The organism is Paracoccus acridae (assembly GCF_014642735.1).
Taxonomy (GTDB): domain Bacteria; phylum Pseudomonadota; class Alphaproteobacteria; order Rhodobacterales; family Rhodobacteraceae; genus Paracoccus; species Paracoccus acridae.
On the sequence record NZ_BMIV01000036.1, the window covers coordinates 1 to 11317 of the forward strand.

The following is an 11317-nucleotide window of genomic DNA, read 5'->3' on the forward strand; positions in this document are numbered from 1 at the left end:
ACCGCGTTCGCGAAGCTCGGCCGGATAGGCGGGGGTGAATCTCGGCTTTGACATAGGGCTCATCCTTTGAGTGTTTTACTCTCCGGTAAACCAGGGGCGGTTCAAGGCACCGTCTCTCCCCTGCCCCATGGCCGCGGCGACGAGATCCACCATGCCGTTCCTGCCCCGGATCCGGGCGCCTCGGATCCCGAAGGCCCTCGGCCACGCAACATGTATGTCCGCAGTCTCAACCTCGATACGATCGCGGTGAAAGGGCGAGATTTTCGGTGAAAGAGGCCGGTACAGCGAAGTGAGACAATCGATGAGACCCTCTGCTGAAGAGGATTCTCAAACGAATTCGCGTCCCAAATAGAGACACCAATTGACAGGCGGCCTTTTTCGTGTCACTCTTTGTGACATCAAGATGAGGAGCGTTCTGTGACCATCCCGCGATCCTACAACAGCCCAGTGCGCGAGGAAAAAGTCCGCGAGACCCGTGAGGCCATCCTTTCCGCGCTGTTGACGCTGATGCAGTCCTCGGCTCTCCCGGACGACATCAGCATGGAGGCAATTGCCACGGAGGCAGGCATTCAGCGCCGCACCATCTTCCGCCATTTCGCCAACAAGGACGATCTGCTCTTGGCCTTCTGGCCATGGCTCAATGCCAAGATCGGAGCTTCCACCAAGCCCGAAACGCTGCAGGACGTAGTGGCCGGTCCCCTCCAGACCTTTCCGCTGTTCGATCGACATGAGCCAGCCATGCGTGCCGCCCTTCATTCCCGCACCGGCCGGCAGATGCGCCTGGCCACCGTTCCCGCGCGGCGACTGAATTTCTCGGCAGCACTGGCGCCCGTGCTCGGCGCCCTTCCTGCCGATCAGCGCCGAAAGATCGAGGCATTGGCGCACCTCCTCTACTCCGCCTCCGCATGGGAGGTGCTGAAGGATTATGGCGGCCTGGACGGCACCCAGGCCGGAGAAACCGCATCCTGGGCGCTCGATCTGATCCTGTCCGCGGCCAAGTCTGCCGAAACTGCTGCAAACGCAACCATCGCCAACAGAGGAGAGATGCGATGAGCCTTGACGTGACAACCGATAGCACCGCCGAGTATCTCTGGGTTATGGCGGACCGCATCCGCTTTCTGGGCAGTGTGCCAGGCTCGGATCTGGAGCTCATCGATATTGAAGTGGCACCCGGCTCAGGCACGCCCCCGCACCTCCACGACTCTCCTGAACTCTTCTACATCCTTGAGGGCGAGATGACAGTCCGCCAGTGCGCGGCGGGCCTGCCGCCACGCATTGTAAAGGCTGGTGCGGGCACTTCGGTGCGGGTGCCTTCCCGGGTGCCACACAACTATGCCAACGAGAGCGACAGACCGGCTCGCATGCTGGTGATGCTGGCATCCTCGATGATCGCCTTTTTCCGCGACATCGGATCGACGGAACGCCCACAAGGCGCACCTGACTTCGCCGGCATCGGCGCAGCCATGGACCGCCACGGGATCAAGATGGCGTTGGAACCCGCAAATGCCACCGAAGGCGAACTGCAAGATCAAGCGTGATTACGAGAAGCGCGCCTACAAATGGCGGCACATGGCCGAAGCCTTCTTTGGAAAAAAGAAAGGAGTTCTGGAGCTATCGCCAAGCGCTACAAAAAGACCATTTGGACCACATCAGGCACATTCGTCTTAGTCGCGTCCCAGTGCGGCCATCATTCAAAACGCAGGTGCGGTCCCCACCGTCACCAAGGCGATGTTTGGCCGATTTGGTGACCTAGGAAAATATGCGCTGTCGTTCGGACGGTCGGCTTAGACTCCACGTGCTAACTACATTCAAAACTCAATATCTGCCAGGATCCCATAAGCCTGAGGTTGCTTCCTGTTCCCGGGCTCCGCAACCGCCTGAATCATGCCGCCTGCTTCTATCCGACCGATTTGCTTTACCTCTTTGAAGCGGCATCGACCGCGGCTGACAAGACAGCCGTGAAGGCTTACTGGCCGTTCACTTGCTGCCTAGCAACATAGCTCAGTCATCCACTAGCCTTGCAGAGCGCACAGCGAAACGTCCTAAAATTGCCAACTGGCAATTTTTACTTTTCTGTCCTGCCCAGAAGGTAATCATCCAGGGCTGATCGAAGTTCCGCGGTGTCAATACTGTTTGGGAATTCAATCCGAACCCTTTTCCCGCGCTTTTCGATGGTGACGCCATTCACGGGCTTGCTGACCTGGGGTACGGGGCCGTATGCCGCAGCCTTCAAGCGCGATAGGACCTTTGGCACAGCAACATAGGCTCCCTGCCCCACCCTAGCCTTTCCCTGTTCGGCCGCGATCCTTTCCGCTTCGACTAGCACTTTGTCTTCAGCATCATGAAGCATCGGGCGTATCTGTCGGGCATGTAATTCCCGGATTTCGGTAATGCTGGGCCAAGCGTCGATGATAGCCTTTGGCAGACGAGCAAGATGCAGATAGCGCGACAACCATGCCTCGGACACTTCGAGCCGCGCGGCCATGGTCTTTTGCTTGCCGCCGTAATAGGCGCCGAGCGCCTGAAGATAGTCCCGGGCCCGTTCGTAGTCACTCAAGTCGGCGCGGTCACGGTTTTCGATATCAGCGAGGCGAAACGCTTCCTCGTCGGTCAGGTCGCGGACTTCGATCAGATAGCGGAACTGGGGATAATTGTTAGCGCGCAGCCAGCTTATGGCAAAATGCCGACGGGCGCCGCAGATGACTTCGTATTCCGCCCCGTGCCCCATCGGCAGCTTGCGAACAATCGCGGGAAATTCTTGTTGTCCTTGAGATCTTAGGCTGTCGATCAGCTCGCGGCAGTTTTCCTCGGTCAGCAAGTCATAGGCCCGGTTGTGCCGGGACCACATTATGCAGCTTGCGGGATCGACCCATCTTAACACCTTTTCCTCGCGCTCACCGGTCTCCGACAAGGCGTTTGTACGTTTCAGAAACCGCGCTCCGGCCCGGTCCGACGTCGCCGGCGCAGGTAGGTCCTTCAGGACATCGTCAAAGATAGCATCGTGCCGCTTGCTCACAACAAGCCCTCCTTGCGCAATTGCCGGTGATGGCTTGGCCATGTCTTCCGGACCAACAACTCGACCTCGCGCCCAACTGCGTCAAGATAGGCGCGGCATCGCTTGTGCGTCTCGGTCCTGGTTGCGGGGCCTGTCAGTTCGTAGACCGTCATCAAATTGGCAGTCGCATTATCGATCTCGGCCGAATCCTTCAGCGACACGTTCAGCATGTCCTGAGGAAAAACCGCGTCCATCATGCGCTTGATGGCTTGATGGGCGGATTTCTGATCGTTCATTTTGGATGTCAGGATCTTTACGAAGCTGTATTCCCGCGGGCCGCCATGCCGCGCCAGTTCCGCCAGGGTCGATTCCATCATCTTCAGAAAATGCGCGGTGGAAGCGAAGTCAATATTGTTGGGCGGCGCCGGGATCAGCAAGGCATTGGCCGCACGCAACACCGACAAGGACAGCATCCCAAGCGCCGGCGGTGGATCCATCAGAATGATGTCGAACTGATCCGCAATGGAAGCTACGCCGTCGCGCAACCGGTCAAGGATAAAGACCGGATCACGCGCCATTCGGGCGGCAAATTCGTACTCTGCGTCATAAAGCCCAAGATTCGCGGGTATCAAAGCGATCCCCGGCCAATAGGTCGCCTGCAATCCATAATGCAGCGACTTCGGGCCGCCATGCTGCAGAAATGGGTAAAGCGTATCTTCCTCTTCGTGTACGTCGACGTCCGGGTTCAAGCCGAAGACCGCCGTCGTTGAGGCCTGCGAATCGCAGTCTATGACACAGACACGATAGCCTCGGAGTGCGAAATATTGTGCCAGGTGCACCACCAAGGTAGTCTTCCCAACGCCGCCTTTGAAGTTTTGCACTGCCATAATCAGCGGTGGATCGTCAGGATCGCGGTGCGGAAGTGTACCGAATACCTCTCGCATGCGGTTTACCTCGGCAAGACTGTATCCGTGGCGCCGGTTGGTGGTCTCATCCTTGGCAGGTTCGGGAAGCCGTCCATCGGCCTCCGCATCGCGGATCGCTTTCTCCGACCGGCCAACCATCTCGGCCGCCGTACGGACATTAAAGAGCAGATCTAGCTGCTTATGTGTTCCGGGCGAAAATACTCTTTCCCGCAGTCGTTCGATCACTGTCGTGGCACGCTGGCTAAGGACGGCAAGCTCGTCCAGTGTGACCGGGGGTAGGGCATGGTTCATTGTTACGACTTCGCTGCTTTGTTCCCGGCACTATGTCGAGAATCAGTGATGGCGTAAAGTTCGGTTTTTCGAATCTAACCTAGAGAAAACCGATAGTTTGCAGGTCGCCCGAGAAGGAATGGTTTTGGCGCTTTCCAGCCGCCAGATTAGGGGCGGTTTGTCCCATTTTGTAAGCGTTGGCGGCTTGGTTGCTGTTGGGACCTGTGGATAAAATCAAACCAACGCTTTGTTCAGATTCATCAGATTCAGATTCAAGGAAGGCAAGTGGTTGTTTAGTATTTGTTTTCCGTCGTTAATCTTACAAATTGGGGTGCTGTAGCTTACCTTCTGGGACAGTATTCCTTACGATTCGGGACTGGGGTCCTTACAGGAAGGGTGCTGCCCAAGACTTACATTTTGGTTGGCGGGACGATTGTCTGGCAAAGCTCGAGAATTGTCTTGCAAAAGCAGGACGTTGAATATCATTCGACCTAGTCTCTCCGAATCAAGCCTTACGTTTTGGGTGGCCGTTCTACCTTTTTTGGCAATATGCTTGAAAGCTTACTTCCATGGAGCTACAAAAGTAAGATCTTAGAAGTATGGTGAACTGTGGCAGACGCATCAATTAGGACGGTTGAAGCGCGGCCTAACGCCGACAGTCTGGTCAAGCCAGGCGAACTAGTTGACCTTGTCGAGGTGACTCCTCTGACCCTTAACGACCGTCGGATCTACAATCAGCTTTTGGAAAACGCCTGGGATGCCATTGATAAGCCCGTCACCCATATCATTGCTAAATCCGTTTTGCGTGGTAGCCACAATTCAAACGACCGTGTCGGCGACAGCCTTGAAAGACTGATGTCTGCAATCGTTAAGGTCGCTGTGAGCTGGGATGGGGAACCGGCGATCGAACGTGTCCAGCTCTTGGGGGGAAACCTTGAGAGCAGCAGGAATGACGGATTGCTGGAGTATGAAATCCCGGCGCGGCTGAGAAAGATCATTCGGAACAGCCAGATCTTCGCGCGCCTACAGCGCGAGGTTATGTTTGCCTTGTCGTCCAAATACGCCTTGACCCTGTACGAGATGGTACAAAAGCGTGGAAACCTTCGCTGGAAATCGTCGGAACGGTTCACGCTCGACTCCTTGCGGGGCATTATGGGGGTGCCAAAGGGCAAGCTCTCGTCTTGGTCCAACCTTAAGCTACGAGCAATTGACCCGGCTGTTGCGGAGGTCAATGCGCTGTCAGATTTCATGGTCGAGATATCGCCGATCAAGACGGGCAGGGCCGTGACGCATGTCGAGATGCGGTGGTGGCGCAAGGACGGAGACGCTGGCGGGGCAGCGGATCGCGCACTGCAATTTTCCAAGGTGGGTCGGCGAATTAAGGCCGAGGGCCGGGCGGAGCAGGTGGTAACGGGGCAGGGCGCGCGGCCACGGCCAGCTTGGTTGGATAGTCACGGTCCGTCTCTGCAAACGGCAACTTACGAGACTGCAAGACTGCGTCATCCTGGCTTTGACATTTATTTCATAGAAGGTGAATGGCGTCGGTGGAGCGTATCTAAAGAGCCTCCGAAAGATCCGGATCGCGCCTTCCTAGCTTTTCTGCGAAGCTATGCCGACAAGAACCCGCTCTAAAAATTGCCAGTTGGCAATTTCTTGGGGTGGGAAGACCTAAGGCCTTAGGGTCCATTCCTCGAAATGATCGGTATGTCAGCATGTTGACTGATTCACGCCGGCTATGAACCAGGACAATACAAGATACTTCCGACTGAGTGCGGAGCAGATGCGGCGCATTTAGCCCTTCTTTCCAAGGTCCAAAGTAACCTCCGAACGCAGCGGGAAACCCTGACCGGCGTCTATCCGTAGATTGTGATCGCCAAGCAGCCCTTCATTACCCGTACGGTGACGGCCGCCTGGGCACCGACCATTGTCCGGAAGATCCTGTTGCTCTTCATGCAGTCCAAGACACCCAGTCAGATCCAGGGTTCCCCAAGGGGCGTGCATGCATTCATGGAGCGGATCGACAGCCTCAAGATCCCCATGACGGGCCGAGCACAGCTCATCGCCCTCTAGCGCATGAGTTTAGCATAGGCGCGGTGATCGGTCCGTCCGGCGGCTAGGATTGCAGCCGTGCGGGTTTCCTCAAATTTGGCCGTCAGGATTTCGATCCGTTCGCCCTGCGTGTCGATCAACGCGGACCTGTTGGCCACGACCGGCTGAGGAGATCGAGGGTCTCGCGGAGGGCGATATCAGAAAGGCCGGGGATGGGCTGTGTGGCTGGTCAGGCATAGGGTGGCCTTCCTGTTCATTCCGTTCGCAGCGCGAAGAGGCCAATGAACTCGGTATCGGCGTACTAGCAGATCTTGCGGACAAGGATCATCAGCCGGCGCTTCATGCGCAGGAGCTCGGTCCACTCGGGAAGCTGCATGAGCGCGTGCCCTCAACGCTGCCGAACGCAACCTGAATGACCTGCGGAAGATGCTGCCTGAGCCTATTATCTCCGCACGGTTCCGGTCCTAGTAGCCCTTCACGCGAAAATAAGATCCATATCTATGTAGTTAAACAATCGTTAATGCATTGCTGAGAAAAGCCGTTGTGCAGCGACAACAGCACAGAGGGAAATTACTATGAGTCTTTCCGATAGGGCGTTGGCAGCAATGGATGCGCCCCCGCGTCCTGCTGCCTCAGCGTCGCCCCTGGCAACAGCTCAAGACGATTATCCTGGCGTGATCGCCACGGATAATGATTGCCGCGTGGCAGTGTCGCCACAAGGCCGAGCTTATCTTGCCCAAGTGCGGCGGAACGGGGCTTGGTGTTCTGCAAGGACATTCCTCAATCGGGAAGCTCTTGCCTTTTATGTTACGGTTCTCAACGGGCCATGGTCTGACAAGATCCTTGCCGCCGTGGCAGAACTGCCGCGTTATCCCGAGGAATGTGCAGCGATTCTGCTCGCGGGCAAACGTGTGGGCTGATGTGCGTCAGTTCTGTCCGTCTGCCGCTCACTGGCGAGCTGGTGGCTTGTCGGGGCTGCTGGCAATGCTCGGGTTTGGTTACTTTCTATTCTGGAAGGATGCTTTCGTTTCCACTTCCAACAGTCCCACAACGCCGGCGCGACCCGGCACTCTCTCTCGCGGCGTGTCATAAAACCTCATATCCGCTGCAGTGCAGCCAGGGGTTGAACAAGGGGATGGCTGCGGCGCAGCAAAAGCCCCGCCGAAAGGGCAGGGCTTTTGCCAAAACCAGGCACTCGGGACGGTCACTCTGAACCCAGGTACTCGGAACGCCTGGCACCTTATTGCAGAACATTCCTGTTGACTGAGGAATTTACGCCCATCGGCTGTTCCTTGCCGGTTTCAAGGATCTGGCTGCGCCGCAGCAAAAAGCTCCGCCTGAAGGGGCGCTTTACCGTAGGTTAAGCATATTTCGAGAAGGCCCCTCCCTGGCTTCTGATAACTGTGCTTAGGTCGCTGTGTCAGACGGTCACGGCGGCTTCCTTTTTACTGACACCTAGTGAGCCCTACACCTGTCCCTCCTCCTGGTGCTGCATGTCCGGTTCTCATCAGGGGGGCCGCGCTATCTGCCAGTGCGTTTTCTCCTTGCTTCTGCTCCTGCAAAGCCTGTGCATTGCCTCCTTTTGACTTCTTCATGTCCGCCGCGACGCAGTCGGACCCAGGGTAGAGACAAGGTCTGGGGTTCGGCCCAAACCCATGGAGAGAAAAATTCCTTCATTAATCAACTTGAAGTTGTTAATTTAGATAAGTTGCCGGCGCCTACCCCTCCGGCATAACCATCCCATCAGCCGAGCAGCCTTTTGTGTTGTCCGTTTTCGAGTTCTTGTCGCTCGGCTGGAAAGCTTTCCCCTCGATCACAGACTGGTGGCATCGCGCAAAGCACGGTTCATCTGGGTCTGCAAACCAAGCCCGCTGGCCTGAACCGAGCCATGACGCTTTGGTTCAGACGCAGGGACACGGCAACCCTCAGGTTGTCCGCTTTTTAGACGCCCTCCATTCTTGCGCATGGCCTCGACCAAGGCGGGAAAGGTCTCGTCGAACCGCTTGGCCTGGGCAAATGATCATCCGCCTTACGTGTGCAAAGTTGTGGCTCCGGCCACCTGGATCTGCGCTGAAGGTGCGGTTTCCAAAAAGTAGCGTTACAAGATCCGGGCATAGGCGTGTGTGGGCAGCCTTAAGCCGTATCGGCAGTCAAGCGCGCCCGTTCAACCGATCACGCAACAGCTTTCCTGTCTTGAAGAAAGGCACATGTTTTTGGTCCACGTCGACCGCTTCCCCCGTTCTGGGATTGCGGCCGTTCCGGGCATCACGCTTTTTTACCGAAAAAGTCCCGAAGCCGCGCAGTTCGACCCTATTGCCGCGCGCCATGGCCTCGATGATCTCATCGAAAACTGTGTCTACGATCCGCTCGACGTCACGGCGAAACAGATGCGGGTTTTCGTCAGCAAGAAGCTCAATCAATTCGGAACGGGTCATCATTCCCCCAGACGGTGTAACGGCTTCATGACGTCGTTCACCGGACTTGTGACAAAAATCGACTTAGGAAAAGGCTCCAGGTTCTATAGCGATGCCAGTTTTGGGACCGCCCCGCAAGAGAGCGGAAATCTATTGCGGGGTGTAGTGCAGCTTGGATAGCACGCCGGCTCTGGATGTCGGATGCCGCAGGTTCAAACCCTGTCACACGAAGGCAAAACTGCTCTTGGCCGGCTGGACGAGGACAGGCGTTGCTCAGCTGTCACCGGGGATATCGACCAAGCTTCAAGCTTTTCATAAAGAGAGCGGTAGGCATCATTGTGCTGATAGGCACGCAGGGCGTTCATGATCAGGGCCCACTCTTCGGCCGTCAGTCGCCTTTTAGGATCATAAAAGGGAGAAGAAGGTTGATGCTGGCGAGAGTGCATTTTTAGCCTTCTGACAAAAAATACGATACTTCCATAGACCTGCTTGGAAGAAGCGTATTTAGGAAACCGAGGTCGTTGTGTCAGATACCCGACACTTGCCGCTGCTCCAGCTTGCCCTGCAGTTGTCTTGCCAGTCTTCCCCGCCCTCCCTTCTGGTGGAAGCGGGTTGAGGCTGGTTCTTCGCTAATCTGAACTACCGGGCTTGAATGGCTTGAATCATAGGAAATGCGAAGTGTCTACAGACCTGCTTCCGGATTTTGGTTCAGCAGCCGGGTCAGATGTGCGCGATGGTTTTCCAGGGCGTCTTCGAACTGGACCAAGAGCTGGCGCGCGGTCTTTTCAAGGGCACTGTCCGGTGGAAGGCTCGCCACGATCTTGCGCTGAGAGGTAACGATTTCCTCTCCTTGGCGGATATGACGCTGGACCATCTCGATCTCGGTCTCGCCGTTGTGCGCCATTTTTAGCCTCCTGCCCGCCTGGGGATGGCGAGGGTGATGGAACTGTAACAGGATATGTCCTTTGGCGCCGTTACAGTTTCGGCTGCCTTGGAGCCCTCGCTATACGGCCCGGTTCAGGTAAGGTGAGGGTTAAGCGCACTCCTTCATGGAAGGCCCTTGCACCTGGCATGGTTGTAAGGGCCTTTCGCGTCCTGGAACCTTCGCCGTGTCGCGCGGTTCAGCCTGCCCTGAATGATGCGCTGTCCTGCCGACGGAACCCCTCGCCCCCTTTGCCGCCCCCGCTTGAAGGCGTTGTCCTGGTAGCTTGCGGAAGCTCTGTGCCAAGTGCGGCACAAGGCGGCTGCGGGCCCCTAGACCACATAACCCCGACACGATGGCTCAAGCCGGGGACTGCGACGGCTACTGAAGACAAAGTCTCCCACGCTGGCGATACTCGTCATACAGCAAGCTCAGCATATAGGCGCGGATATCATCTTCCATCCGATTGTCTTTAGTCTCTGCAATGGCCCGAAGCAGAGTTCCCTCTACAATTCGGTCTGCCGATTGCTCATTAGGCATGAGATCGCGCGCTCGATGGATCATCTCGATTACGGCTGCCTCAAGGTTAGTGCCGTCTTGCGAGACAATCGCCCGGTGCTGTTGGTGCAAATCATGCAGAAGAGGCGTCGCTGGGCTGGGCTTGGCGTAAATATGGCGATCCGCGAAGCGCACCGGAATAAGCCGCGGATCAGAATCCGTCAGGAAGATGAAGGGGACCTCATGATAAATCAGGGAATCCGCGAGGGAAAACGACGTCTCGTCCTGAACCAGGACGTCGAGAATGGCGGCTTGCACCAGGCCGACGTACTGGATCGCCTCATGGATATCAGAAAACGGTCCTACCACCGCATCGCCTTCGGCGCGGATCTCGCGCGCTAAGGTTTCAGCTATGAAAAAATCATCTTCGACCAAAAGAATGCGCAGTGGTTCGAATGTCATTAAGCCCCTCTCAAGACCTTAGCGGCTCTCTCAATCACTCGGTTTACCTTACGTCATCGTATTATCCAAACAACTTTCACGCTTTTCAGACACAAGAATACGGCGACCTTAGAGTTCTCCGCTTTTGGGCGCTCTCCGACACTCTTGCGCATCGCCTCGGAAGGCTGGAAATGCCCCTGTGAACGGCCTTGCCGGATCTCCGCTCCCACCGGCACGCAAATGGCGATTCAGATTTCTAACAAAGCGGTTTGGATACTTAGAAGATAAACCACAGGTGGATTTCCATTTTTCTTCTCATCTAATTGGAGAAAAAAACGCTGATAAACAGTATGTTAGAGGATAACGATTGTGTTATCTATATGTGGCTTCCACCGTGATTCTTGGGAGCCTTTGTTTTTGTTTGGAGTACACGTCAATGAGTGCTGTAAGTAAAATCTTAGTCGCTTCAGCGATTGCCGTCGCTGCAAGTTCAGCGTCTCACGCTGCAACCTTTGCCGTTTTCGATGATGTGGCCGGTGGACGCGCCAACTTTGACGCAGTGGCGACTGGTGCCGGGGGGACAGTGAATGTCGACACATGGACCGGCCTGACTAGCGGGGCCGTGATTGATCGAGGCGCCTATAAAATCACCCGCAACAACGGCGGGTTTCTTTCCACGACTACATATGGTTCGCTGGTAACCACCCGATTTCCACCGCCTGCCTGAGCGTGGGGCTGACCGGCTAAGACACGTGCGTAGCGACGTCGTTAACGACGTGTCTTATGCGGGGCTTTCGATGCG

The 11317-nt window shown here is 56.3% G+C and carries 10 protein-coding genes; 4 read left to right on the forward strand and 6 right to left on the reverse strand.

The features are described from left to right. Nucleotides 1-417 precede the first annotated feature (417 nt). Nucleotides 418-1053: a TetR/AcrR family transcriptional regulator gene (locus IEX25_RS19020; RefSeq protein ID WP_188717255.1), complete on the forward strand. Its 636-nt coding sequence runs from the start codon at nucleotides 418-420 to the stop codon at nucleotides 1051-1053. Beyond that, nucleotides 1050-1538 carry a cupin domain-containing protein gene (locus IEX25_RS19025; RefSeq protein WP_188717256.1) on the forward strand — a complete coding sequence of 163 codons (489 nt, stop codon included), beginning with the start codon at nucleotides 1050-1052 and terminating at the stop codon, nucleotides 1536-1538. Before IEX25_RS19020 ends, IEX25_RS19025 begins: the two co-directional genes overlap by 4 nt. Before the next feature lie 527 nt (nucleotides 1539-2065). Here IEX25_RS19025 and IEX25_RS19030 read toward each other — a convergent pair. Then, on the reverse strand, nucleotides 2066-3016 hold the full coding sequence (locus tag IEX25_RS19030; protein WP_188717257.1) for a ParB/RepB/Spo0J family partition protein: 951 nt from the start codon (nucleotides 3014-3016) through the stop codon (nucleotides 2066-2068). Further along, on the reverse strand, nucleotides 3013-4146 hold the full coding sequence (locus IEX25_RS19035) for an AAA family ATPase (protein ID WP_229665479.1): 1134 nt from the start codon (nucleotides 4144-4146) through the stop codon (nucleotides 3013-3015). Before IEX25_RS19035 ends, IEX25_RS19030 begins: the two co-directional genes overlap by 4 nt. A gap of 741 nt (nucleotides 4147-4887) precedes the next feature. On the opposite strand from IEX25_RS19035, the gene IEX25_RS19040 reads away from it, so the two are divergent. Continuing rightward, nucleotides 4888-5823: a replication initiation protein gene (locus tag IEX25_RS19040; RefSeq protein ID WP_229665480.1), complete on the forward strand. Its 936-nt coding sequence runs from the start codon at nucleotides 4888-4890 to the stop codon at nucleotides 5821-5823. Nucleotides 5824-6257: 434 nt separating this feature from the next. Here IEX25_RS19040 and IEX25_RS20380 read toward each other — a convergent pair whose 3' ends face one another. After that, entirely contained in the window at nucleotides 6258-6380 is a 123-nt protein-coding gene (locus tag IEX25_RS20380; RefSeq protein ID WP_268236170.1) for a hypothetical protein, read from the reverse strand. 435 nt (nucleotides 6381-6815) lie between these two features. Here IEX25_RS20380 and IEX25_RS19050 point away from each other — a divergent pair, with 435 nt between their 5' ends. Next, nucleotides 6816-7160 (forward strand): hypothetical protein, encoded by a 345-nt coding sequence (locus tag IEX25_RS19050; RefSeq protein ID WP_188717261.1) that lies wholly within the window; start codon nucleotides 6816-6818, stop codon nucleotides 7158-7160. 1230 nt (nucleotides 7161-8390) lie between these two features. Here IEX25_RS19050 and ihfB read toward each other — a convergent pair. The 3 genes from ihfB to IEX25_RS19065 all read right to left on the reverse strand — a co-directional run bounded on the left by ihfB (nucleotide 8391) and on the right by IEX25_RS19065 (nucleotide 10536). Continuing rightward, the gene (gene ihfB / locus IEX25_RS19055; RefSeq protein ID WP_229665482.1) at nucleotides 8391-8675 is read right to left on the reverse strand and encodes an integration host factor subunit beta; all 285 of its coding nucleotides are present in this window, start codon (nucleotides 8673-8675) and stop codon (nucleotides 8391-8393) included. A 661-nt stretch (nucleotides 8676-9336) separates the two neighbouring features. Next, the gene (locus IEX25_RS19060; RefSeq protein WP_188717265.1) at nucleotides 9337-9558 is read right to left on the reverse strand and encodes a hypothetical protein; all 222 of its coding nucleotides are present in this window, start codon (nucleotides 9556-9558) and stop codon (nucleotides 9337-9339) included. A gap of 399 nt (nucleotides 9559-9957) precedes the next feature. Then, a complete protein-coding gene (locus tag IEX25_RS19065) occupies nucleotides 9958-10536 on the reverse strand; it encodes a response regulator (RefSeq protein WP_188717267.1) in 579 nt (192 codons plus the stop codon). Between the last annotated feature and the right edge of the window lie 781 nt (nucleotides 10537-11317).

Bases quoted from the DNA above. Each gene is read 5' to 3' on its own strand.
- IEX25_RS19025 (WP_188717256.1), top strand. From the start codon at position 1,050: ATGAGCCTTGACGTGACAACCGATAGCACCGCCGAGTATCTCTGGGTT.
- IEX25_RS19050 (WP_188717261.1), top strand. From the start codon at position 6,816: ATGAGTCTTTCCGATAGGGCGTTGGCAGCAATGGATGCGCCCCCGCGT.
- ihfB (WP_229665482.1), bottom strand. From the start codon at position 8,675: ATGACCCGTTCCGAATTGATTGAGCTTCTTGCTGACGAAAACCCGCAT.
- IEX25_RS19060 (WP_188717265.1), bottom strand. From the start codon at position 9,558: ATGGCGCACAACGGCGAGACCGAGATCGAGATGGTCCAGCGTCATATC.
- IEX25_RS19065 (WP_188717267.1), bottom strand. From the start codon at position 10,536: ATGACATTCGAACCACTGCGCATTCTTTTGGTCGAAGATGATTTTTTC.